Annotated in this window: 25 protein-coding genes and 2 tRNA genes; all 27 read right to left on the bottom strand. The window is 42.3% G+C overall.

Features of this window, described 5'->3' with window-relative positions:
• Window positions 1-29: 29 nt before the first annotated feature.
• The 27 genes from ilvC to HMPREF2917_RS09780 all read right to left on the bottom strand — a co-directional run bounded on the left by ilvC (window position 30) and on the right by HMPREF2917_RS09780 (window position 21,485).
• Window positions 30-1,052, bottom strand: a complete 1,023-nt coding sequence (gene ilvC, locus HMPREF2917_RS09910; RefSeq protein WP_003010246.1) for a ketol-acid reductoisomerase — start codon at window positions 1,050-1,052, stop codon at window positions 30-32.
• A 68-nt stretch (window positions 1,053-1,120) separates the two neighbouring features.
• Window positions 1,121-1,597 carry an acetolactate synthase small subunit gene (gene ilvN / locus HMPREF2917_RS09905; RefSeq protein ID WP_003010242.1) on the bottom strand — a complete coding sequence of 159 codons (477 nt, stop codon included), beginning with the start codon at window positions 1,595-1,597 and terminating at the stop codon, window positions 1,121-1,123.
• On the bottom strand, window positions 1,590-3,290 hold the full coding sequence (locus tag HMPREF2917_RS09900) for an acetolactate synthase large subunit (RefSeq protein WP_049475096.1): 1,701 nt from the start codon (window positions 3,288-3,290) through the stop codon (window positions 1,590-1,592). The genes ilvN and HMPREF2917_RS09900 overlap by 8 nt, the downstream gene beginning before the upstream one ends.
• A 187-nt stretch (window positions 3,291-3,477) precedes the next feature.
• Window positions 3,478-4,077: a response regulator transcription factor gene (locus tag HMPREF2917_RS09895; protein ID WP_070590523.1), complete on the bottom strand. Its 600-nt coding sequence runs from the start codon at window positions 4,075-4,077 to the stop codon at window positions 3,478-3,480.
• Window position 4,078: 1 nt separating this feature from the next.
• Window positions 4,079-5,176 carry a sensor histidine kinase gene (locus HMPREF2917_RS09890; protein WP_070590520.1) on the bottom strand — a complete coding sequence of 366 codons (1,098 nt, stop codon included), beginning with the start codon at window positions 5,174-5,176 and terminating at the stop codon, window positions 4,079-4,081.
• Complete coding sequence (locus HMPREF2917_RS09885; RefSeq protein WP_061604940.1) at window positions 5,173-5,913, bottom strand: ABC transporter permease; 741 nt, start codon at window positions 5,911-5,913, stop codon at window positions 5,173-5,175. The genes HMPREF2917_RS09890 and HMPREF2917_RS09885 overlap by 4 nt, the downstream gene beginning before the upstream one ends.
• Complete coding sequence (locus HMPREF2917_RS09880; RefSeq protein WP_061604941.1) at window positions 5,882-6,799, bottom strand: ABC transporter ATP-binding protein; 918 nt, start codon at window positions 6,797-6,799, stop codon at window positions 5,882-5,884. Before HMPREF2917_RS09880 ends, HMPREF2917_RS09885 begins: the two co-directional genes overlap by 32 nt.
• A complete protein-coding gene (locus tag HMPREF2917_RS09875; protein ID WP_049475101.1) occupies window positions 6,786-6,983 on the bottom strand; it encodes a hypothetical protein in 198 nt (65 codons plus the stop codon). The genes HMPREF2917_RS09880 and HMPREF2917_RS09875 overlap by 14 nt, the downstream gene beginning before the upstream one ends.
• Window positions 6,980-7,171 (bottom strand): hypothetical protein, encoded by a 192-nt coding sequence (locus tag HMPREF2917_RS09870; protein WP_014712940.1) that lies wholly within the window; start codon window positions 7,169-7,171, stop codon window positions 6,980-6,982. The genes HMPREF2917_RS09875 and HMPREF2917_RS09870 overlap by 4 nt, the downstream gene beginning before the upstream one ends.
• A gap of 135 nt (window positions 7,172-7,306) precedes the next feature.
• A complete protein-coding gene (locus HMPREF2917_RS09865) occupies window positions 7,307-7,861 on the bottom strand; it encodes an SP0191 family lipoprotein (protein ID WP_023919327.1) in 555 nt (184 codons plus the stop codon).
• Between the two features lie 284 nt (window positions 7,862-8,145).
• Window positions 8,146-9,810 carry a DAK2 domain-containing protein gene (locus HMPREF2917_RS09860; RefSeq protein WP_070590518.1) on the bottom strand — a complete coding sequence of 555 codons (1,665 nt, stop codon included), beginning with the start codon at window positions 9,808-9,810 and terminating at the stop codon, window positions 8,146-8,148.
• A 2-nt stretch (window positions 9,811-9,812) separates the two neighbouring features.
• Window positions 9,813-10,178 carry an Asp23/Gls24 family envelope stress response protein gene (locus HMPREF2917_RS09855; protein WP_003004393.1) on the bottom strand — a complete coding sequence of 122 codons (366 nt, stop codon included), beginning with the start codon at window positions 10,176-10,178 and terminating at the stop codon, window positions 9,813-9,815.
• Window positions 10,179-10,320: 142 nt separating this feature from the next.
• Window positions 10,321-10,509 carry a 50S ribosomal protein L28 gene (gene rpmB, locus HMPREF2917_RS09850; RefSeq protein ID WP_001140948.1) on the bottom strand — a complete coding sequence of 63 codons (189 nt, stop codon included), beginning with the start codon at window positions 10,507-10,509 and terminating at the stop codon, window positions 10,321-10,323.
• Between the two features lie 118 nt (window positions 10,510-10,627).
• Window positions 10,628-11,323 (bottom strand): LiaF transmembrane domain-containing protein, encoded by a 696-nt coding sequence (locus HMPREF2917_RS09845; RefSeq protein WP_061604943.1) that lies wholly within the window; start codon window positions 11,321-11,323, stop codon window positions 10,628-10,630.
• A 4-nt stretch (window positions 11,324-11,327) separates the two neighbouring features.
• Complete coding sequence (locus HMPREF2917_RS09840) at window positions 11,328-11,774, bottom strand: LytTR family DNA-binding domain-containing protein (RefSeq protein WP_070590515.1); 447 nt, start codon at window positions 11,772-11,774, stop codon at window positions 11,328-11,330.
• 300 nt (window positions 11,775-12,074) lie between these two features.
• Window positions 12,075-12,386 carry a LiaF transmembrane domain-containing protein gene (locus HMPREF2917_RS09835; RefSeq protein WP_070590581.1) on the bottom strand — a complete coding sequence of 104 codons (312 nt, stop codon included), beginning with the start codon at window positions 12,384-12,386 and terminating at the stop codon, window positions 12,075-12,077.
• 200 nt (window positions 12,387-12,586) lie between these two features.
• Window positions 12,587-12,659 (bottom strand) — tRNA-Thr (locus HMPREF2917_RS09830).
• Between the two features lie 46 nt (window positions 12,660-12,705).
• Complete coding sequence (locus HMPREF2917_RS09825; RefSeq protein WP_070590580.1) at window positions 12,706-13,167, bottom strand: GNAT family N-acetyltransferase; 462 nt, start codon at window positions 13,165-13,167, stop codon at window positions 12,706-12,708.
• Window positions 13,168-13,205: 38 nt separating this feature from the next.
• A complete protein-coding gene (locus tag HMPREF2917_RS09820; RefSeq protein WP_003014021.1) occupies window positions 13,206-13,991 on the bottom strand; it encodes an ABC transporter permease in 786 nt (261 codons plus the stop codon).
• A gap of 1 nt (window position 13,992) precedes the next feature.
• The gene (locus HMPREF2917_RS09815) at window positions 13,993-14,811 is read right to left on the bottom strand and encodes an ABC transporter permease (RefSeq protein ID WP_061591408.1); all 819 of its coding nucleotides are present in this window, start codon (window positions 14,809-14,811) and stop codon (window positions 13,993-13,995) included.
• A 1-nt stretch (window position 14,812) separates the two neighbouring features.
• Window positions 14,813-15,805, bottom strand: coding sequence for an ABC transporter ATP-binding protein (locus HMPREF2917_RS09810; RefSeq protein WP_070590513.1), 993 nt, complete (start codon window positions 15,803-15,805; stop codon window positions 14,813-14,815).
• A 359-nt stretch (window positions 15,806-16,164) separates the two neighbouring features.
• The gene (locus HMPREF2917_RS09805) at window positions 16,165-17,103 is read right to left on the bottom strand and encodes an alpha/beta fold hydrolase (protein WP_070590511.1); all 939 of its coding nucleotides are present in this window, start codon (window positions 17,101-17,103) and stop codon (window positions 16,165-16,167) included.
• Window positions 17,104-17,187: 84 nt separating this feature from the next.
• Entirely contained in the window at window positions 17,188-18,069 is an 882-nt protein-coding gene (locus tag HMPREF2917_RS09800) for a class II fructose-bisphosphate aldolase (RefSeq protein WP_003004573.1), read from the bottom strand.
• Between the two features lie 190 nt (window positions 18,070-18,259).
• Window positions 18,260-18,712 (bottom strand): hypothetical protein, encoded by a 453-nt coding sequence (locus HMPREF2917_RS09795; protein WP_070590508.1) that lies wholly within the window; start codon window positions 18,710-18,712, stop codon window positions 18,260-18,262.
• Between the two features lie 80 nt (window positions 18,713-18,792).
• A tRNA-Leu gene (locus HMPREF2917_RS09790) sits at window positions 18,793-18,878 on the bottom strand.
• Window positions 18,879-19,002: 124 nt separating this feature from the next.
• Window positions 19,003-20,616 (bottom strand): CTP synthase, encoded by a 1,614-nt coding sequence (locus HMPREF2917_RS09785; protein WP_070590506.1) that lies wholly within the window; start codon window positions 20,614-20,616, stop codon window positions 19,003-19,005.
• 173 nt (window positions 20,617-20,789) lie between these two features.
• A complete protein-coding gene (locus HMPREF2917_RS09780; protein WP_070590505.1) occupies window positions 20,790-21,485 on the bottom strand; it encodes a B3/B4 domain-containing protein in 696 nt (231 codons plus the stop codon).
• Window positions 21,486-21,587: the final 102 nt, after the last annotated feature.

Raw genomic sequence — 21,587 nt, 5'->3', positions numbered from 1 at the left:
TCCCAACTTGCTTAGTCTTCTACAGACAATTAGTTGTAGATTTTGAATGCGTCGTCGTCGTTTTGACCAACGAATGGCATTGCTTTACGCAATTCAGCACCAACTTTTTCAATTTCAAGGTTAGCAGCTTGTTCACGGTAAGCAGTTAATTTTGGACGTCCAGCTTTGTAGTCGTTAACAAAGTCGTTAGCGAAGTTACCATTTTGAATATCAGCAAGAACAGCTTTCATATTTTCTTTCACTTGTTCAGTGATTACACGTGGGCCTGATACATAGTCACCGTATTCAGCAGTGTTAGAGATTGATTGACGCATTTTCTTGAAGCCACCTTCGTAGATCAAGTCCACAATCAATTTCATTTCGTGAAGAACTTCAAAGTATGCCAATTCTGGAGCATAACCGGCTTCAGTCAATACTTCAAAACCAGCTTCGATAAGGGCAGTCAAACCACCACAAAGTACAGCTTGTTCTCCGAACAAATCTTCTTCCGTTTCTTCTTTGTAGGTTGTTTCAAGAAGACCAACGCGTGCCGCACCAACACCTTTACACCAGTCCATAGCGATATCTTTCGCATTACCTGTAGCATCTTGATAGACTGCGTAAAGTGCTGGTACACCAAATCCTTCAGTATAAGTACGACGAACCAAGTGACCTGGTCCTTTCGGTGCACACATAAAGACATCGACATCCGCTGGAACTTTGATGAATTCAAAGTGGATATTGAATCCGTGTGCAAAACCAACAGCATTACCCGCTTCAAGATTTGGCGCAATTTCTGTTTCGTACAATTCTTGTTGGATTTCATCCGGAGCCAAAATCATGATCACGTCTGCCAATTTAGTCGCTTCTGCTACTGTATAGGTATCAAAACCATCTTCTTTTGCTTTATCGAATGATTTACCTGGACGTACACCGATGATGACATCATGACCTGAGTCACGCAAGTTTTGTGCATGCGCATGTCCTTGTGAACCATAACCGATCACAGCAATTTTCTTACCGTTTAATGCTGCAACTTTAACGTCTTTTTCGTATTCCATTTGAACTGCCATAAGTAAAATCTCTTTTCTATTTTATTATTTGCCTTTTTAAGGCGGAGTTGACAATGTTAAGGTGAGAATTAATCTCGAGTAAATCCGGTTGCACCGGTGCGGGCAATGTTTTTAATCCCATAAGGTCGAATAACACGAATGAGGGCTTCGCTCTTTTCTGCATTTCCCGTCATTTGAACGGTGATAGAGCTTGGGGCTACATCGACCACAGTCGCACGGAAAGGTTGAATAATGGCCAAGATTTCCGCCCGCTTCTCAGCAGGTGCAGAAACTTTCACCAGGATCACTTCGCGCTCCAAGTGTGGTTTATCAGTGATATCCCGGACACGGATCACATCCACTTGGCGGTTGAGCTGTTTAATGATTTGCTCTACTTCATCATGCGAAGCAACATCAATGATAATGGTAATCCGCGATACATTAGGGTTTTCTGTTGCGCCAACAGAGATGCTTTCGATATTGACTTGACGTCTCGACAAGACTCCAGTAAAGCGGTTCAGAACACCTGAGCGGTTTTGAAGTTTGGCTGTTAACATTCTACGCATTAAACTTCACCCCCAACATCTCATGATTACTCTTACCAGCTGGTACCATCGGCAAGACATGCTCTTTCCGAGAAATGTCTACTTCGATGAACATTGGTACATCTTCTGTGATGACTTCCAAATCCTTCTCAAGAGTTTCAGGATTATCAAATTTATAATTCTTGATCCCGTAAGCTTGCGCCATCAATTGGAAATCCGGAAGGCTATCAAAGACTGACTCTGACGTCCGACCATCATAGAAGGCTTCTTGCCATTGACGGACCATCCCAAGCGAGTGGTTGTTGAGCATAACGACCTTGATCGGAACCTTATAAATATTTAAGATCGCCAATTCTTGGTTGGTCATTTGGAAACCACCATCTCCGACAAAGAGAACAACTTCTTTATCTGGATTGGCAATTTTCGCTCCGATAGCTGCAGGAACACCGAATCCCATCGTTCCTAGACCACCAGATGTTACCAATTGGCGCTCATTTTGGTAAGGATAGTATTGAGCCGCCCACATTTGGTGTTGTCCAACGTCTGTGACGACAATAGCGTCACCCTTGGTCAACTCTCCAATGCGTTCGATCACAGCTTGTGGCTGAACAACCCGTTCTTTCTTGTCGTAAGAACGGACCCGGTTCTTATCTTGGGTCACCTTTTCGATCCATTTTTCTGTATTGTTATGAACCGTTGGCTCTGCTAGTAACTGCTGCAAAGCCTTCTTCGCATCGCCGACAACTGGAATGTCAACAGCAATGATTTTGCCAATCTCTGCAGGATCAATATCAATGTGGGCAACCTTAGCATTCTTAGCGAAAGTTTTTGGATTACCTGTTAAACGGTCATCAAATCGACAACCAACACTAATCATGAAATCCGTCTCTGTCATGGCAATGTTAGCAGCGAAGGATCCGTGCATTCCTCCCATTCCTAGGAAAAGAGGATGACTGGTCGCAATCGTTCCTTGACCTAAAAGACTGGTCACTACTGGAATCTGATAGCGCTCTGCAAAAGCAATCAACTCTTTTGCAGCCCCAGCGTAACTTACCCCACCACCAGCAAGAAGAACTGGTTTTTTAGCCTTACTCAATTGCTTCAAAATCTTTTTGATTTGCAATTCATTTGGTTCAATGGTTGGCTGATAGCTTGGAAGCTTCACACTTGGTTCATAGATGAAATCTGTCTCTAAAGCAGAGACGTCTTTCGGTAGATCAATCACCACCGGGCCAGGACGTCCAGTCGTCGCAATATGGACAGCTTCGGTGATAATTCGTGGGATATCTGCTGTCTCACGTACTTGATAGTTGTACTTGGTGATAGGCATGGTAATTCCCACGATATCCGCTTCTTGGAAGGCATCTTTCCCGATTCCTGCGCGATTGACTTGACCAGTGAAGACCAATAAGGGAACGCTATCGCTCATGGCGTCTGCAATCCCTGTAATAGCATTGGTCGCCCCCGGTCCACTCGTGACGACTGCGACACCCAACTTCCCAGTTGATTTGGCATAGCCTTCAGCTTCATGCAAGCACCCTTGTTCGTGTCGTCCAAGAATATGCTTGATACCTTTAAAGCTATAAATAGCATCGTATAAAGGCAACACGGCTCCACCAGGATAACCAAAAATCGTATCGATTCCCAAATCACGCAGGGTTTCAAGGACAAGTTCTGAACCGGTTTTCGCAGTTTCTAAGGTAATTTTCTCCATGTCTCTCCTTTCCAGTACTTTGTTTCTCAAATGAGCATGCTACTATCATACCATTTTTAGGAAATATTTCAAGGAAAAATAGTAAATTTTCTGAATTTTCTATCCAAATCCGAATAATGAGAGTTTCTCTAGAATTTCTAAGTCTATCACAAAAAAGTCTCTAGGAAATCCTAGAAACTTTTCTTCCTTATAACCAACCCTTTTCTTGGGCAATCCTTGCTGCCTCCGTCCGATTTTCTGCATCCAACTTAGTCAAAATAGCCGACATGTAATTGCGGATGGTTCCGTTTGAAAGAAATAAGCGATCGGCAATTTCTTGGTTAGAAGCCCCTTTAGCGACTTCTTTTAGGACCGCTTGCTCCTGAGGGCTTAGAGGATTAGGATGGGTCAAGATTCCTTCCATTAATTCTGGTGAATATTCTTTTTGCCCTGCTAAAACTGCATGAAGAGTCGCCATCAAATCTGTAATGCGACGTTCTTTTAAGACATAGGCATCTACTCCGGCCTTAAGGGCCCGTTCAAAATAGCCTGGTCGTTTAAAGGTGGTAACGATGACAACCTTGAGCTGGGGTTGTTGACGTTTGGCCCATTCCAACACTTCTAACCCTGTTTTGATGGGCATTTCGATATCTAAAATCGCAATATCGACTGGATGTGTTTCGAGTAAACGAATGGCCTCTTGTCCATCGCCAGCCTGCAAGACATCTTCCACATCCTCTTGCAGGAGCAAGAGCTGGCAGAGCGCATCGCGCAACATACTTTGGTCTTCAGCAACTAATAAGCGCATCTTATTTCCTTTCTTGATAGGGGATCCGTATTTCTATCCGGGTCGGCTTGTGTTGATGACTGATCTCCAGCTCTCCTCCCAACAAGGCAATCCGTTCGCGAATCGAGTGCAGGTCTTCGTCAGAGACTTTGTCAAAGCCGATGCCATTATCTTCTGCGACCATTTCCACACCTGTCTCGGTGGAGCGATAAGAGAGAAGGGCCTGCGTCGCTTTGGCGTGTTTGATCATATTGGTGGCTAATTCCAGAGATACCATGGCCAGAGCAGATTCCAGGATTGGCGAGATGCTAGCAGTATCGAGCTCGTTTTGAATCTCCACTTTGATTTGCGCTACTTCCAGCATCTGCTTGACGGTTTCTAGCTCTCTTGCCAGGGTTCGCTGCTTCAAGTTCTCGACAATCTCTCGGACTTGGTGCATGGACTCTTGACTGATGGCTTGAATCTCTTGCACCTGCTCCTGCGCCTTCTCAACCTGACCCAATGCTAAGAATTGATCAGCTAGGTCCGCCTTGACACTGAGCATGGCAAAGGTGTGTCCTAGACTGTCATGCAGATCACGGCCAATCCGATGGCGCTCGTTTTCTGCCAGCAAAAGATTGATCTGGGCATTTTGCTTGGCATGGTCAGCTTTCAACTCTTCCATCATCTCAGCCCGGGCCATACTATAGGTCATAATCGCGATGAACAAGCAGATGATCAGTACAAAAAGCCAATCATTTTCTCTCATCTCCCTATTAAATAACAGGGCTCCAAAAAGGATCAGTAGTGATCCAACAGCCGTCCAAAGAAAGGGCGAGCGAAAATCGCGAATCCCTAAACGATAGAGCAAAATATTGCTCAGATAATAGTAAAACCAACAAAAGCTAGTTCCAACAAAAAAGGTATTTCCTGCAATATAAAGTAGAAGATAAATCCAAAAAAGCCAGGTCAGTTTCTTATTTTCAGTAATGAGGATTCCTAGATAGCTTATCATAAAGAAGATGGCTAAAAAGAAATGCCACCAGGGAATCTGCCCTAAGAAAATAGAAGCAAAGGGAAAGGCCATAAAGATTAAGCCTACGTAAAACATATGGTGAATATGTTTGAGTTTTTCAATCATGAACGAACCTCAGAATGACGACGATAGATGATAACAAGGGCAAACAAGACCAGGGTAAACAAGGTTAAATAGACACTCGCAAAGACATTAACCTGTCCCTTGTTTAAAAAGGTCTTAATCAGTTCCATCAATTGATAGGTTGGTAAGCATTTGCCGATGGCTTGCATCCATTCTGGAAAGAGACTAATCGGCATCCATAGCCCTCCCATGACAGCCAGTCCCATGTAAAGGAGATTACCTACAACAGACATCAATTGACTAGAAGGAAGCAGGGTCAAGACCAGACCGAGAGCCACAAACGCTAGGCTTCCTAGGATGAGAAGGAAGGCTCCTAAGATCCAATCCTGCAGGGGCATATTCACATGCCGCACCACATGGCCTACGGTAAAGACAACTCCAATCGATAGGAGAAAATCGACAAAGAGACCCACAACCTTTATTAGATAATATTCTACCATAGATACGGGGGTATGGCGCAAGACTTTTTGCCAATTATTGAGTCGATCGGTTTCAAGAACGGTTGGAAAAGAAAAGATAGCCGTAGACATCATGGAAAAAGCCGTCATGGACAAAAGATAATCCCTCATAAAGTGAGCGGGTGCCCCTGGCGTGTCCTGGTACATCCCTGAAAAGAAAAGATAAAAGGCCGTGGGCATCCCAATTGATAACAAGTAATAAATGGCTTGGCGACTGGTCAAATGCCACTCAACCACGCCGAGAGCTTTCATGCGTTTCATCTTCTCTACCTACTTCCTTTGTATTTTCAAAAATAGAATCCAATAAACTTCGATTGGTCACTTCGATTTCTTGGATCGAACATCCTTCTTCTTGCAAGCGAGTCCACAAACGATTGGCGTCGCGTGTCACAACCTGAAGAGCATCGGGTTTAATGACCACTTGACCAATGCCTTCCATCTCTGCCACTAGAGCTTGGTAGCGTAGAGGTAGGGTGAAATGTTTTTCTACCTCTTCGCTTCTCATAGCGAGAGGTGTCGTATCCCGAAGCAAATGGCCCTGATGCAAGACCAAGATCCGATCAGCTGTATGTTCTACTTCCTCGATGTAATGCGAAGAATAGACAATGGTCACGCCTTCTTCCTTTAAATGCCCGACGATCTCCCAAAAGCGTTGGCGGGTGGAAGTATCCATTCCAGCAGTTGGCTCGTCCAAAAACAAAAGACTCGGACGACCAATTAAGGTTAGAACAAAAGATAAGAGACGCTTTTGACCACCAGACAACTTACTAGCCAATTGCTTCTTTTGTTCTGAGCTAAAACGTAATAAATCATCAATTTCTTCCCCTGTTAAGGGATTAGGATAAATAGAGCGAAAGAAGTTGATCAGTTCCTGCACGGTTAACTTTTGAACGATAGCATTCTCTTGAGGGAGATAAGAGACACTAGCCTTTAATCGAGGATGACCAGGCGCCTTCTCCTCTACTTCAATGATTCCAGAAGTCACCTTCCTATCTCCCAGAAGACAGTTCATCAAGGTTGTTTTCCCAGCTCCGTTTGGCCCGATCAAGGCCAGACAATCCCCCCGTTCAACCGCAAAAGAAAGATCTTCTAAAATGACTTTTCCTTTGATACTTTTTTTCAAGTTCTCTACTCTAATGATGCTCATGATACTCTCCTTTCAAGCAGGCTTGGCCAGCTGGAATGATGACATAGACGACCAAGGTCACTCCCCAAACCGTTTGGAAAAACCAGCTAGGAAAATGGGCAGAAAACCAGCCCGTCATCATCTCAGTTGCCCAAAGGAGCAAACACAAAACAGCTACCAATCCAATTTCAAACTTCTTTTTCATTGCTCCATCTCCTTTTTAACAGCCTTGATCATTTTCAATCCTTCCTGAACCGCCCAGCTCATGATGCCAATCCCAGCAAATAATTCCCAAGGAAAATGGTAATAGAGACTATCATCCTTTGAAAAGATCAAATAGACGACCATCCCCACCACTGTTAACGTAAACACTTTATAGAACCATTGTTTCATTTTTCCTTACCTCTTACTTTCTGACTATATTATAGCGAAAGAAAATAACAGCCACTAGATAATTTTGTCACTCGCTCACATGACAAAAGTCACTAAAAAAAGCCAAGTGACTTCACTCGACTTTTTCTATTCTTCTTACTGACCTTCTTCTTTCATGCCATGCAGTTTCAAGGCCTTGACCAAGGCATCTGCCTTCATGTTTTTCAAATCATTGAGACCAGCATCTTTGAAGTAAGAAATTTCTTCAAGAGACTTGGCGTCAATTTGGTTGAGGTCAATCACACTGGTTGAGAGCAATTTTTTCTCTGGTGTGACTGTGTATTCCAAACTAAAACCGGGAACGGTTTTTAGCTTCTTATAGTCTTCATTTTGCTCCAGCAAAGCTTGAATGGCTGCTGTGAGCTCTTCAGGTGACTTCTCTGCTGCGATAGTTCCAAGTTGTTGGGGCAGATCAGCTGTCACTTCGATACGAAGGTTTTCAACCTTATCTCCCTTAGATTTGATGATATCCCGGTGTTTTGTTCCATTGATATCTCCTACTAAGGTTGTGGTTTTTTCTTCATTTTTTACTTCTTTTTTAACAGAGGAACTGCTAGATGAGCTAGCGGTTGTAGTTTTCTTTGTTTGGGATTGCGAACAACCAGTCAATACCAAAATGGCTAGCCCAAGGGTTACAAAAAATTTCTTCATTTTTATAACTCTCCTTTCACATACTGATACCAGTATAACATATCGCATCTTTCTTGTCTAAAAACTCCACTGCTCAAACCATTTCCCCCTCTTTTCAAGCTCTTCAATTTGAATAAAAATCTGATGAATATGAGACTTTTTGCAGAAACCTCTTTTTCTCACGAATAAAGCTTCCGTGTAGGGGTCACTTCAATCTCAATTCCTCTGAATCACGCTGATTTCATAGGGAATCTCCTCGTTTTTCTATATACAAAAAAAGGTTCCGAAAGGAACCTTCTGTTCAATTATTCTACACTAAACAAGTATGGGTAGACAGGTTGGCCACCTTGGTGGATTTCTACTTCTACATCTTCATACTTCTCAGCAAGGGCTTGAGCCAATTCGTTTGCCAACTCCTCACTGCCGTCTTCACCGACATAGATGGTCACAATTTCACTATCTTCGTCCAACATATGAGCGAAGGTTTCTTCCAAAGTTTCCACCATATCTGGGTTTGAAACGACGATCTTACCATCGACCATTCCAAGATTGTCATTTTCATGGATTTCAAGGCCGTCGATAGTGGTATCGCGAACCGCTGTTGTCACGCTACCAGACACAACATCGCCCAATGAAGCGCTCATGCGTTCGTAGTTTTCTTCGATCGATTTGCTTTCATCAAAGGCAAGAAGACTGGTCAATCCTTGAGGGATGGTCTTGGTCTCTACAACTGCTGCAGGTTGATCAATCACTTCTGCCGCAGATTGAGCGGCCATCAAGATATTTTTGTTGTTTGGCAAGATAATGATGTTGCGCGCATTCAACTCTTCAACAGCTTTAACAAAGTCTTCTGTTGATGGGTTCATGGTTTGACCGCCAGAGATGATGTAATCCACCCCTTGCGCTTTAAAGATATCAGCCAATCCGTCACCCGCAACGACTGCAATGATCGCATATTCTTTTTCTTCAACTGGTTTGGCTTGACGCTCTTCTTTTTCAACTTGCGCTTCGTGTTGGTTGCGCATGTTGTCAACTTTCACTTTCACCAAGCTTCCGTATTTAAGACCTTCTTGCATGACAAGACCTGGATCTTCTGTATGGACGTGAACTTTGACAATCTCATCGTCATTCACCACCAATAGGGAATCCCCAAGGTTGTTCAAATAGTTACGGAATTCATCGTAATCGAAGTCTTTGACATAGGTTGGACCTTGTTTCAAAGCGACCATGATTTCTGTACAGTAACCAAACTTGATGTCTTCAGTAGCCACATGGCCAGCGACTGACTTGTGGTGTTCTGCATTAATCATTTCTGACATGGTTGCAGGTGTTGCTTGGAACTCTTCAGAAGCGATGAATTCACCTGTCAAAGCTGACAAGAATCCTTCATAGATGAAGACCAAACCTTGACCACCAGAGTCTACCACGCCAACTTCTTTCAAGACTGGCAACATATCTGGAGTCTTCGCAAGAGCTGTTTTAGCTCCTTCAAGAGCTGCACGCATGACTTCTACTGCATCATTAGTAGATTCTGCTTTTTTCTTGGCCCCAATGGCTGCCCCACGAGAAACCGTCAAAATGGTTCCTTCAACCGGCTTCATAACGGCTTTATAAGCAACTTCTACCCCAGATTGGAAGGCTGCTGCAAGCGCTGCTCCATCCAATTCTTCTTTGTCTTTGACACTTTGAGAAAATCCGCGGAACAATTGAGAAGTGATGACTCCTGAGTTCCCACGCGCACCCATCAAGAGACCTTTAGCGAAGATCCCTGCCGCTTCTCCAACAGTTGATGCAGAACGGTCAGATACTTCTTTGGCCCCATTTTCGATGGTCATTCCCATATTAGTCCCTGTATCTCCATCTGGTACAGGAAAGACGTTCAAAGAGTTTACATATTCCGCTTGTTTATTTAAGCGCGTAGCCCCCGCTTGAACCATTTCTTGAAATAAACTTGTAGTAATATTAGCCACGATTATTCTCCCACAATCTTGATATTTTGAATATAGACATTCACAGTATCCGTAGTGATTCCAAGTTGATTTTCCAAACTAAATTTCACACGTTCTTGAATATTTTTTGAGACTTCGCTAATCTTTGTTCCATAGCTCAAAACAGTGTAAACATCAACTGCGATAGTTCCTGCTTCCGTTGTTTTGACAACAACACCTTTAGAGAAGTTTTCTTTCCCTAGGAGGGCTTGGAAATTATCTTTGATCGCATTTTTGCTGGCCATTCCAACCACACCGAAGATCTCAGTAGCGGCACCGCCTACAACAGTTGCGATAACCTCATCAGTCAATTCAATTTGACCGTCCTTTGTATTGATTTTTACTGTCATAATTTCTACCTCAAAAGTATTTTATATTCTATTTTACCATAAAAGAGGTCAACTGTAAAAGGGTAGGGACTATTCTTCTCCCGCTGTGACAGCTGTCTCTAGAGAAAAAGAAAAGAACCTCTATGAGGTTCTATATTCTTTATTAAACGCGTTCTACTTTACCAGATTTCAATGCACGAGCTGAAGCCCAAACTTTTTTAGGTTTACCATCGATAAGGACAGTTACTTTTTGAAGGTTTGGTTTTACGGCACGTTTTGTTTGGTTCATAGCGTGTGAACGGTTGTTACCTGATACAGTCTTACGACCTGTGAAATAACATACTTTAGCCATTTCTGTGTTTCCTCCTATTAGATCTAATATAACGGATGTGCTAGCACCACATACCGTACTATATTACCAAAAAAAATCTCTCTTGGCAAGCTTTTGGCCAAAGTTTTTCATTTCCGACTTAAGAAAACGAATTCGCTCCGACATAGATAATTTCCAGATTTCCTAAGGAAACATCGCCCGTAATGTAGAAATCCTTGCTTGTCAGAGCACTTGGATTTTCCTGATGTTGGATCGCTGAGAGGGAATTATCCACATTTACATGGACACGCCAATCACTTGGTACATAGAGACTCAAACTTCCAAGGGAAACATCGACAACAAACTGAGCAGAAGGACCTTCGATACGGCAATTGTCAAAATAAACCGAAGCTTCTCCCATACTCACATCTGCACTTCCGTGAGTAAAGTGTTGGTCATTGAGATACTTTGTCACTGTTGAAAAAGTGACATCGATGTCATTGCCATCCGACTTACTCATGGACCCAGCAGAATAGGAAGCTAGGCGGGCTTTTGTTTTCTTAGAGGGTTTAAACAAAATGTTGAGCCCAATCACAGCGAGAATTGAGGAGAGGATGACAACTGAATTGGACACTGGAAGGAAATGGTATTGCCCATTGAGACAAAAGAGAGCTAAAAGTCCATAGATGAAGCCCCAACCAAAATGGCGTTTTAAGAAACTAGAGAGGGACAGGACGGCAAGCAAGGTGACCCAAGCCAAGGTCCAGATGCTGATGTCCCATTTTACAAAATAGCCCTGTAAGAGTAGTAAGGCTGCTAATAGAATTAAGAATACCCCAATTAATTTTTTTCTCATGATATTACCTCATTTCATTTAGTCGTTCTTTTAAGAGTTGATAATAGCGTCTAGATACGTGGACCTGCTTATGGGTCTGGTAGAAATTGACCGTGCTGGTCCCTGAAAAAGACTTTTCCAGAGAGTAGATCTGCTTTGCATTGACAATGGTGGATTTGGAAATCCGACAAAAGGCGATAGGAAGCAGCTCCTCCAATTCATAGAGCTTCTGCTTAACCTCATAGGCCTCGTCCTTGGTGTGCCCAAAAATCTTCTCCCCGTCCGTCTCAAAAAAGAGGATCGATGCCACATCCAGAAAATACTCACTTCGATCCTTGTAGAAGGCTAAAGAAGCGATCTTTTGTTCCAGGATTCTCTCTTGCAGCTGGGTCAACTCCGGGGTCAAGCGCGGAGCTCGAATCAAGATCTCAGGCTCGTCCATAGATGGATCCAATTCGATTCTAACTTTCATAAAACTCCTTTCCCAACGTTTTGATAGTACCATTATAACAGCTGTTGAAAACAAAACAAGGGCTTTTCAGTAAGTGGCACCTTTTCCCCATCAAGAGGTAGTTTTTGAGAAGTAAAAGAGAGAGTGGGACAGAAATCGGTAATTCGTTAGAATTCGATTTAGTCGTTCCACCTCCGCACAGTTGAGTAGGCCTGTATAAGCTGATGAAATCAGCGTATTAGAGCCCACTCAACCACTGCGTCTTGCTCTACAATCCAAAGACAATTGAGAGGCTAGGACTTTTATCCCAGCCTCCTTCCTTTATTTATTGCTTTCCTTGTCCGGTAAAAGAAAACTAAGACCTAGGCAAGCAAGCACACCTGCTGTGATGACCAGACCATTTGAGACCGGTAAAAGACCGTAAATCGCATTTGCGATCATCAGAGCAATCAGGGCACAGATAACACTTGCCTTGTAATCTTTTTTCAAGAGATTTTCAAGTGTAAAGAATGCAAATAAGAGAACAGGAAATAGGGGCCAGATGTTCACATCGAGCTTTGGAAAACCAACCATTCCCATTGTGACAATCACAAAAGCAGCCAAAATAAATCCAAGTCCAAGTAGTTTTTTCATCATCATATACCTCATTTTGATTATTCGGAAGTACTTCTTCCTTTGATGATTCTATGATAACAGAGAGCCCCATCGGCGACAAGGACTTTTGACTAAGCGGTCAAAAATGGTGCCTATGCGGTCAAAAAAAGAAACGAGACAGAACGAATATGTGACTAACATCATTCGTCGTCTCGCTCCTTCAAAGCAGATTTTTTCTATGCCGATTGCAGGGATCGAACCTGTGACCTACGCGTTACGAGTGCGTTGCTCTACCAACTGAGCTAAATCGGCGATTACCTTCTTAGTATAGCACTCTGAGAGCGGATGTCAAGCACTTTTAGTTGATCTTTTTTATCAGAATCTGACATGGATTCTGCGAATCCCATAGTTGCGGAAAAATCTCTAATTTTTTAAAACCAAGACTGCGATAAAAGACATTTGTTCGGTCATAATCTTTATTTGAACCTTCTGCGACTGTTTTGACCTGTAGGTAGTCCACTTGTTTGACTGTTTCTCTTTCTATAATCGTAATTAATTCCCTTCCAATTCCTTGACCTTGGAATGATTTTTTCACGCCTAGACAGTCAATTTCAGCACAATCTTCACTCGAATATGATAAACTTATAAACCCTACTACATCACTTTCTTGATAAGCAGCCCAAACTCGTAAATCCTTAGCTCCTTCAATGTAGGCTTGCGTGCTTTCTGGTATTCCAAACCATTCTGGCAAATCCCTTAAAATCTCAGCGACAACTGCCATTTTTTGATCTTCACCCTTGACTTCTTTAATTACAAACATCATAAGTTCCTTTCTTGATTTTAGTCTTACTTTACCTCTTACGAACCAGCACTTTCGTAGGCATCCAATCCCCTGTCCCAAAGTTTGAGGGAAATAACAAAGAAAACAAGGGAAATCAGAATCAAACCACCAATATTAAAGAGTCCATCCTTGTCCTGCAAGAAATAGCTGGCAGGATAGTAGGCCGTAAAGGCGAAAGGTACAATAAAGCTAATTAACCAACGAAGGAGCGAATTGTAAATAGAAATAGGATACTTGGCAAAATCATTAAACATATAGAAAATGTAAATCATGGCACCTGACTGCTTGGTCCAAAAAGCGATGCTGGCTGTCGCAATTTTCAAGGAAGTATAAATCAAGGTCGCAAAAGGAATACAAACTAGGAAAAGCAGGAATTTTGGAAGAGTCCAAGAGATACTAGTTACTGTTGTTCCTAATAGAATGCCACCGACCAAAAGTTCACCCAAGGCATCAATCTGAAAGGTCTCAACGAGGATGTGAAAGAGAGGATTAATAGGACGAGTCAGATACTTGTCAAACTCCCCTTTTCGAACTAGTCGTTGACCTAAAGCCCAGAGATTGTCAAAAAAGAGATGATCTAATCCCTTTGGAATTAAGGAAAATCCATAGATAAAGGCAATCTCTTGAAAGGTCCAACCTTCTAGCGAGGGGATGTGTTGAAAGATGACATTGAGAAACAAGAGGTTCAGGCCTTGAGTCAGAAAGACTCCCAAGACACCAACTACAAAATCCACCTTGTATTCCATGATTTGCTTGATGTATTGTCTGATAAAAATCAGATGCATGCGTTGATATTTTTTCATCCTAACCTCCCTGAATGGTGATAAATGACTGGACTCGTTTCCAAATCAACTGAGACAAGCCCACCATCACTATAAGCCAGAAAAACTGAAGCAAAAGTGCTTGAAGAATCTGACTGGCATCGTATTTCCCAACAATAATCATGACCGGAGTGTAAATTAAGGATGAAAATGGCAATAAGGAGAGAATATCTGAAACCACCTTTGGAAAAAACGTTAAGGGAATCAAACTGCCAGACATAAAGGCCACTATTGAAGTCTTGAGTAGATTGGAACCCCATAAATTTTTAAATACAAAGGCTGAAAATCCAAAGCAGATATTAAAGAAAAAGTTAATCAGATAAGCCAGAGTTAAGCTAAAGAGATAAAGGACAGTTAATCCCAGCACTTCTACAATACCTTGCCCAGATAAGATTTTCATCAAAACAATGACACTTAAAAATGGCAGTCCAACAGAGATAAAAATCAACCACTTGGAACCAAGCTCCGTAAAGAGGTAAGAAGCCGCAAAATGCACTGGTCGCAACAAGCGCATGATAATGGAACCATCCTTGACCTCATCACCAATCATAAAGGAAGAATCCGACCTAGTCAGAAGATTAGTCACAAAACTCATGATGATGTAGAGGGTGATATCCGCCATACTGAAGCCCTGAATCAAAGGCTCCTGGGAGGAATCAAAGACAGCCTTCCATAGATAAAAAGCCACAAAAGCACCCATGACATCGCCAATCCGATAAAGAATAAAGTTGACTCGATAGCTAATCAACTCCTGAATCCCTGCATTGATAAAGGGTTTATAACGTCTCCACAATTTGACCATCTTAGAGCTCCTTTCGATAGAAGCGACGGATAATATCTTCAATATCCGTATCTACCATCTTCAAATCACGGACCTCAAAATCAGATAAGGTTTGCTTGATAATATCGGCCGACTGGTAGCGGGAACTATCGAATTCAATATTGAGAGTATTTCCTTGTCTATCAATGGACATATCAGGCAAACCCTCATAATGAGAGACTAGATGATTTTGACCTGGCGTCAGGTCAAAGGAGAGAGTCTTCATCTTTCCAAAGGTCTCCTTGAGCTGGCTAACCGTTCCATCAAAAATCTCTTGCCCCTTATCAATCATAAAAATCCGATCACAGAGTTGCTCAATATCACTCAAATCATGAGTAGTCAAGAGAATAGTTGTCTCTTCCTCCTGATTAATCTGGGTAATGGCCCGACGAATGTTGTCCTTGACCGACACATCCAAACCAATAGTCGGTTCATCTAAAAAGAGAACTTTGGGATTGTGAAGCAAGGAAGCCGCAATATCCGCCCGCATCCGTTGACCTAGTGAAAGAGTCCGCACAGGATCCTTGATAAATTCCTTCAAATCCAAAACTTCATTCAAAAAGTCCATGCGCTTATGGAAAAGCGAGTCCGGTACATCATAGATCTCTTTCAAAACCGTGTAGGTCTCTTGCAGAGCCAAATCCCACCATAACTGGGTGCGTTGTCCGAAAACGACTCCAATATCCTTGACATAATCTTGGCGATTATCCTGCGGAATCTTGCCGTTAATCCGACAAAAGCCAGATGTGGGCTTCAAAATTCCTGTCAGCATTTTGATGGTGGTTGACTTCCCAGCACCATTTGCCCCGATAAATCCTAAAATCTGCCCTTTTGGAACTTCAAAAGTTAAATCCTTGACCGCTTCAAAGGTCTGCTTTTCAGGATGAATAAAGGAGCGCAAGGCTCCCTTTAACCCCGGCTCCTTAACTGTCTTCACAAAATTTTTCCGAAGATGTTGCACTTCTATCATTGTCATATCTATCTCCCTATCGTAAGAAGCAACATTGTATTTTTGACTACAAATATTCTAAATCCTTACTTTCTACACTTACTCAATATTATTACAGAAGGCTTTATACCAACCTATTATAATCCAATAAAAAAAGGAATGCAAGCGTTTGCTTATTGATTATGAAATTAGAGATTTCTCTCTTAAAATGAAACTTTTAATCAAAAATTCTGTTAAATAGTTTCCTTAAGACACCAAAAAACCTGCCCTTAGGGGCAAGCTTATTGTTAAGAAAAAGAATTTTTTTAATCGAGAAAATTAACGATTCTACTATTAATCCTTCAGCATTTAATTATTATCATCAGTCTCAATGGATTTTCAAGCCCTCAATTATTCTCTAAAAATTCTTTAATACGAGAAACAATAGCATCGCTTTGATAATGATAGAGGTCGTGAGGCGCATCCATATAGTCGACTTGAACATTAGACTGGTTGCTTGCAAATCTCTCTGTATAACGTTGCCACTCTGATTGGCTAAAGGTCGTGCCTTCACCGTTAGAAACCAGGAGTAAGGCTGGAATTTTCGGATTAATGCTAGATGGAACTTTCTTGGCATTTTCCTTTGCCAAACGGGATTCATGAAGCATGGCTTGTGACATCAACTGCTTATATGCTAGTAATTTATATTGTTGTCGTTCAGTTTCAGTCAGAGTCGGATTTTTTATATAAAAGGACTCAGGGAAATAGCGTAATAAGCCAATCTTACTGCTCCAATAAGCCACAGTAAGCAAGGCCTGATTATCCTTTAAATCTTCATAACTCTCTGGCAAGGCCCAATCCAGGCCAATCAAAGCCTTCACTTCATTCGGATATTTCTCTTGCCAAGCAAGACTCTCTAAACTAGCCATAGAATGCGAAATAATCACATAAGGACCTGAAACATGAGCTTGCGCCAAAGCTTGACGGGTCTCAGAAAGGACCTCCATCACATCTCTTGAACGATCACTATCTTCGCTAAAACCATATCCTGCTCGCTCCACGACAACAACCTTGTATTTTTTGGAAAGGGAATCTGATAGATTCTTAAAGTCTAAAATAGGAGAGGCGATACCTGCACCGGAAAGAAAAACGATTGTTTCAGGTCCTTCTCCTTTAACAGAGACATTCATTCGATGTCCATTGACTGTAACTTGTTTACCAATGGGTGTGAGAAGCTTACTTTCATTTCGTAAACTGAATTGATGAAAAATAAATGTAGCACCTAAAAAGAGCAGGAAAAAGCCACAAATGATCCAGCTCCACAGTTTGAATTTTTTCATAGCCATATTGTACAAAAATTAACCTCTGGAAGCAACCTTTCCCATACAAAAAAACAAGATCCACATGGGACCTTGCTTTCCTGTTTTTAATTAAGCTTTGCCTTCTGAACCGAATACGTCGATACGTTCTTCAACAGCTGCAGTAATTGCTTCGAAACCTGGTTTCAAGAATTTACGTGGGTCGAAGAGTTTCTTCTTGTCGTATTCTGCTTCGTTTGCATCGTATTCACGTACGAATTGACGAGTGGCATTTGCAAATGCGATTTGGCATTCAGTGTTAACGTTAACTTTTGCAACACCAAGTTTGATAGCTGCTTGGATTTGATCATCAGGGATACCTGATCCACCGTGCAATACGATTGGGAATCCCGGAACAGCTTCAGTCAATTTTTGCAAGTGGTCAAGGTGAAGACCTTTCCAGTTTGCTGGGTAAGGACCGTGGATGTTACCGATACCTGCAGCCAAGAAGTCGATTCCTGTAGCAACCATTGCTTTAGCGTCTTCGATTGGTGCCAATTCACCGTCACCGATGATACCGTCTTCTTCACCACCGATAGTACCAACTTCAGCTTCTACTGAGATACCTTTAGCATGAGCTTTTTCAACGACATCTTTAGCCAATTTAAGGTTTTCTTCAACTGGAAGGTGTGAACCGTCAAACATGATTGAAGTGTAACCAGCTTCGATACATTCAAGAGCATCGTCGTAGTGACCATGGTCAAGGTGAATAGCAACTGGTACAGTAATACCCATTGATTCTACAAGGTTTTCAATAAGGGCTTTACATACTTTGTAACCACCCATGTATTTAGCAGCACCCATAGAAGTTTGGATAAGTACTGGAGCTTTCTTAGCTTCTGCTGCACGCAAGATAGCTTGAGTCCACTCAAGGTTGTTTGTGTTAAATCCACCAACTGCATAACCATTGTCACGAGCTGCTTGGACAAATTTTTCTGCTGAAACGATTGCCATTTGTTATAGGCCTCCTATAAATTTTTGTGGGGTTAATCCCACTTACATTGTTTATTTTATCACTTTTTAGATGAAATTGCTAGTTTTTCCTGTGCCTTTAAGCGATTTCTTACGATAAATGAGGAGGAACCCTCTCTCTCCTAAGACTTCTATCCTATTCAAAAAGCAAAAAAGGGAGCGCAAGCCCCTTTCAATCCTTCTCTTTAAAATTTTTTAATGAAAGGAGAAAAGCAATCCCGCAAATCACAAGGAGTCCACCTGCGACCCATTGAGAATAGAAATATGCAGCAAATAACTGACTGTCGGTAAACATTTTCCCAAGAAGTCCATTTACCAATCCCTCAAGAAAGGGAATATTCTCACACACAGCAAGGATTGAGGCAAGAAAGAGAATACTACCCGCTATCAGAAAGAGATTGGGAATCCATCTTTTCAGCCTTTTTTCATCTCTGAGCAAATACTTAGAAGCAATCGCCACTAAAAAAATGAAAACATTCCATATGTTTAAGGCGATAAAGTATCTAAAAGTATCCTTGTATGCGCCTATCGCCATCGCTAAAATCAGGATAGGACCGAAAAAATTAATGGCACTTCCCAATAGTGCAAAGAGGCCATCGACCAAAACCAGATACTTCTTCTTCATGTTCTCACCTCATCTCACACCTATTCTACCACAAAGAAATTTGAAAACAAAAAAAGATAGCCGAAGCTATCTTGATCCGATGCGGAGAGAGGGACTTGAACCCTCACGACCTAAAGCGGTCACAGGATCCTTAGTCCTGCGCGTCTGCCAATTCCGCCATCCCCGCGATTGAGTACTTTACTAGTATATCAATCAACGACTTTTTTGTCAAGATTTTTTTCAAACTTTTTTCAGAGTTTGTCATTTTTTCACAAAAAGGGAGCAGGTCGAAGGACCTGCTCCCTTGATTTTTATTTGCTCTCGTGGTTTTCAACTGCCGCTGTGATGAAGGCTGTGTAAAGTCCTTCTGGGCGGTTTGGACGGCTTGACAATTCTGGGTGGTATTGGCAAGCAACAAAGAATTTGTTTTCTGGGATTTCAACGATTTCGACCAAACGGTTGTCTGGTGAAACGCCTGAGAAGACAAAACCTGCTGCTTCGAACTGTTCACGGAAAGCATTGTTAAACTCATAACGGTGACGGTGACGACGTTGTACCACTTCTTGATTGTCATAGGCAGCGGCTGCTTTCGATCCCCGTTTGAGTTTCGATGGGTAAAGACCTAGACGGAGCGTTCCTCCCATGTCTTCCACATTGATTTGGTCCCGCATGATATCGATAATCGGATACTTAGTTTCTGGATCCAATTCTGATGAATTAGCTCCTTCCAAGCCTAAAACGTGACGGGCAAATTCGATACAGGTTAACTGCATACCCAAGCAGACACCCAACATTGGGACGTCTTGTTCACGCGCATACTTGATGGCTTGAATTTTGCCTTCTGTTCCCCGTTGACCAAAACCACCTGGGACGATGATTCCATCTGCATCTCCAAGGAGTTCTGCCACGTTATCAGCAGTCACATCATTGGCATTGACCCAATTAATCTTGACTTCTGCATCGTTGGCATAACCTGAGTGCTTCAAAGCCTCAACGACAGAAATGTAGGCATCTTGCAATTCGACGTATTTTCCAACCAAGGAAATCTTGACCTGCTTCTTGAGGTTCATGACCTTGTCGACCATCGCAGACCATTCTGTCATATCTGCTGCAGGAACATCCAATTTCAAATGGTCACAAACGATTTGGTCCATATTTTGTGCTTGCAAGTTCAATGGGATTTGGTACAAATGTTCCACATCAAGTGACTCGATGACAGCTTCTGGTGCCACATCACAGAATTGAGCCAACTTGTTCTTAATTCCTTGACCAGCTGGTTTTTCTGTACGAATGACCAACATATTTGGTTGAATCCCAAGACCACGCAATTCTTTCACAGAGTGTTGCGTCGGCTTGGTTTTCATTTCTCCCGCAGCTTTCAAGTAAGGAAGAAGAGTGGTGTGGATGTACATAACGTTTTCAGCACCAACATCTGCCTTCATTTGACGAAGAGCTTCAAGGAATGGAAGGGACTCAATGTCTCCAACTGTTCCCCCGACTTCTGTGATGATGACATCTGAATCCGTCGTTGTCGCTGCTCGTTTGATCTTTTCTTTCAAAGCATCTGTAATATGAGGAATAACCTGTACAGTCGCACCCAAGTATTCTCCACGACGTTCCTTGCGAAGGACTTCGCTATAAATTTTCCCTGTTGTCACATTTGAGTACTTATTCAGATTGATATCAATAAAGCGTTCATAGTGACCAAGGTCCAAGTCTGTCTCTGCTCCATCGTCTGTGACAAATACTTCCCCGTGTTGGTAAGGGCTCATCGTCCCTGGGTCGATATTGATATAAGGGTCAAATTTTTGGATGGTCACTTTCAATCCACGATTTTTGAGCAAGCGACCAAGACTTGCTGCGACAATCCCTTTCCCGATGGATGATACGACACCACCCGTGACAAAAATATATTTTGTTGACATGTGCTTTCCTCTTCTTCTAATGTTGTAGAGGCCATTCTTCTTTGCAGAAAAAACAAAAATAGCTCCCTAATCCTTAGGGAGCTCCGACCTCAAAATGAGGTGCCCGAACAATATCTTACCGCAAATGGTCTACTTTGTCAAATTGAAAATTTCATGAAAATAATTTTCGCTGTTTACACGACCTTTTCCACTCCATTTTGTGTGACGAGAAATTTCTCAAATTGAAGTTGAGACATGCAAAGAGCAAGGTCCTTGTGGATTCGTTCCAGCGCTTCTAAACGCATCTCGACCGACGTCTCGGTATTTCCTTGGATGACAAAGAGAGCGTTTTGCGTAGTCTCCTCAAATTTGTAATGGTCACTATCACGTACATCCAACCAAGCCAGAACTCCTTTTTGATCCCGGTAGACAGGATCTGTCGGTGCGACATGTTTTTCGCTAGAAAGGATCGGGAGGAAGAGATCTTCTCTTTGACTCACTGTAAATTCAATCGGTCCCTCAATCTTATCTAGGTCATGTCCTCCGATCGCGAGAAAAGACTTCAGAGATTCGACATTATAGATATCGATGATGCTATTGATCTGAGGAAAAGCTCCTCGATGCTGGATGTTTCGGATGAGAGCTAGGACCGTTGGGGGATTTTTCTTGATGCTACGCCCTACTTTTTGCAAGAGGTCTGTATACCCTTTGATGACAGGAGATGCCACTACTTCTTCTGTCTGACACTGGAGCGCCCATTGTTCAAGCTCTTTCTTCTTTTCAAGAAAAGAAGGGGGCAAAACTGCTTGAGGATCCACATTTCTAGCAATTCCGACCACAACCGTATCAATACCAAGAGCTACTAAACTTTGATCTAAACGAAAGTCCATCTGGAACACCTCCTATTGGGAAACCTTACACGTTTATCATATACCATTTCGCCACTTTTTTCAATGCAAACAAAAAGAGAGTGGGACAGAAATCGGTAATTC

Source organism: Streptococcus sp. HMSC061E03, assembly GCF_001813505.1.
Lineage (GTDB): Bacteria > Bacillota > Bacilli > Lactobacillales > Streptococcaceae > Streptococcus.
Note: the sequence above shows the minus strand (reverse complement) of the source record. Positions and strands in the feature narration are given on the sequence as shown.

Bases quoted from the DNA above. Each gene is read 5' to 3' on its own strand.
- HMPREF2917_RS09835 (WP_070590581.1), bottom strand. From the start codon at position 12,386: ATGAAAAAACTACTTGGACTTGGATTTATTTTGGCTGCTTTTGTGATT.
- HMPREF2917_RS09895 (WP_070590523.1), bottom strand. From the start codon at position 4,077: ATGCGCTTATTAGTTGCTGAAGACCAAAGTATGTTGCGCGATGCGCTC.
- HMPREF2917_RS09900 (WP_049475096.1), bottom strand. From the start codon at position 3,290: ATGGAGAAAATTACCTTAGAAACTGCGAAAACCGGTTCAGAACTTGTC.
- HMPREF2917_RS09885 (WP_061604940.1), bottom strand. From the start codon at position 5,913: ATGAAACGCATGAAAGCTCTCGGCGTGGTTGAGTGGCATTTGACCAGT.
- HMPREF2917_RS09865 (WP_023919327.1), bottom strand. From the start codon at position 7,861: ATGAAGAAATTTTTTGTAACCCTTGGGCTAGCCATTTTGGTATTGACT.
- HMPREF2917_RS09855 (WP_003004393.1), bottom strand. From the start codon at position 10,178: ATGACAGTAAAAATCAATACAAAGGACGGTCAAATTGAATTGACTGAT.
- HMPREF2917_RS09805 (WP_070590511.1), bottom strand. From the start codon at position 17,103: ATGGCTATGAAAAAATTCAAACTGTGGAGCTGGATCATTTGTGGCTTT.
- HMPREF2917_RS09890 (WP_070590520.1), bottom strand. From the start codon at position 5,176: ATGATTGAAAAACTCAAACATATTCACCATATGTTTTACGTAGGCTTA.
- HMPREF2917_RS09800 (WP_003004573.1), bottom strand. From the start codon at position 18,069: ATGGCAATCGTTTCAGCAGAAAAATTTGTCCAAGCAGCTCGTGACAAT.
- ilvC (WP_003010246.1), bottom strand. From the start codon at position 1,052: ATGGCAGTTCAAATGGAATACGAAAAAGACGTTAAAGTTGCAGCATTA.
- HMPREF2917_RS09875 (WP_049475101.1), bottom strand. From the start codon at position 6,983: ATGAAAAAGAAGTTTGAAATTGGATTGGTAGCTGTTTTGTGTTTGCTC.
- HMPREF2917_RS09810 (WP_070590513.1), bottom strand. From the start codon at position 15,805: ATGACAATGATAGAAGTGCAACATCTTCGGAAAAATTTTGTGAAGACA.
- HMPREF2917_RS09820 (WP_003014021.1), bottom strand. From the start codon at position 13,991: ATGAAAAAATATCAACGCATGCATCTGATTTTTATCAGACAATACATC.
- HMPREF2917_RS09825 (WP_070590580.1), bottom strand. From the start codon at position 13,167: ATGTTTGTAATTAAAGAAGTCAAGGGTGAAGATCAAAAAATGGCAGTT.
- HMPREF2917_RS09840 (WP_070590515.1), bottom strand. From the start codon at position 11,774: ATGAAAGTTAGAATCGAATTGGATCCATCTATGGACGAGCCTGAGATC.
- ilvN (WP_003010242.1), bottom strand. From the start codon at position 1,597: ATGCGTAGAATGTTAACAGCCAAACTTCAAAACCGCTCAGGTGTTCTG.
- rpmB (WP_001140948.1), bottom strand. From the start codon at position 10,509: ATGGCTAAAGTATGTTATTTCACAGGTCGTAAGACTGTATCAGGTAAC.
- HMPREF2917_RS09870 (WP_014712940.1), bottom strand. From the start codon at position 7,171: ATGAAACAATGGTTCTATAAAGTGTTTACGTTAACAGTGGTGGGGATG.
- HMPREF2917_RS09795 (WP_070590508.1), bottom strand. From the start codon at position 18,712: ATGAAGAAGAAGTATCTGGTTTTGGTCGATGGCCTCTTTGCACTATTG.
- HMPREF2917_RS09815 (WP_061591408.1), bottom strand. From the start codon at position 14,811: ATGGTCAAATTGTGGAGACGTTATAAACCCTTTATCAATGCAGGGATT.
- HMPREF2917_RS09880 (WP_061604941.1), bottom strand. From the start codon at position 6,799: ATGAGCATCATTAGAGTAGAGAACTTGAAAAAAAGTATCAAAGGAAAA.
- HMPREF2917_RS09785 (WP_070590506.1), bottom strand. From the start codon at position 20,616: ATGTCAACAAAATATATTTTTGTCACGGGTGGTGTCGTATCATCCATC.
- HMPREF2917_RS09845 (WP_061604943.1), bottom strand. From the start codon at position 11,323: ATGAGAAAAAAATTAATTGGGGTATTCTTAATTCTATTAGCAGCCTTA.
- HMPREF2917_RS09780 (WP_070590505.1), bottom strand. From the start codon at position 21,485: ATGGACTTTCGTTTAGATCAAAGTTTAGTAGCTCTTGGTATTGATACG.